At 58.6% G+C, this 435-nt stretch carries 1 pseudogene; it reads right to left on the bottom strand.

Annotation, left to right across the window (positions count from 1 at the left end):
• Nucleotides 1-435, bottom strand: a pseudogene (locus B2W52_RS01555) (molybdopterin-dependent oxidoreductase); the annotation flags it as partial.

Genomic DNA, 435 nt, shown 5'->3' with positions numbered 1-435 from the left:
ATCGACATCAATCCCGTAAACTGCGGTTCCCGTGGACTTCGCCCGGGCATCGAGTTTGCCTCGCTGCTTGCCAATGTATTTCCATTCGCTCTGCGGCTTGAGCGCTATGTCACCACGCAGCACTTCTTTGGCGGCCAACTCAACCAACTGGCCATAGGCCATGGAGTCGATACCGTTCGGGTGCACCACCCTGCCTTCACTGGCGCGACATTCGGTTGCTTCGACGTTCCATACACGTGCTGCCGCCATAACCAGCATTTGCCGGGCTTCCGCTCCGGCCGTTCGAAGCGGCTCCCAACTGGTCGCAACACTGGTGCTACCGCCTGTCAGTTGCAGCTTGTACAGAGGATTTCGATACTCCGGCGCCACCGGTGCAAAGCGTGGGGTGATCCGCTCCGGCTGGATTTCCAGCTCTTCGGCAATCAAAGTGGTCAA

The sequence above is a fragment of the Marinobacter sp. UBA2498 genome (assembly GCF_002341575.1).
GTDB classification, from domain to species: Bacteria; Pseudomonadota; Gammaproteobacteria; order Pseudomonadales; family Oleiphilaceae; genus Marinobacter; species Marinobacter manganoxydans.
This window is presented reverse-complemented; position numbering and strand designations above follow the sequence as displayed.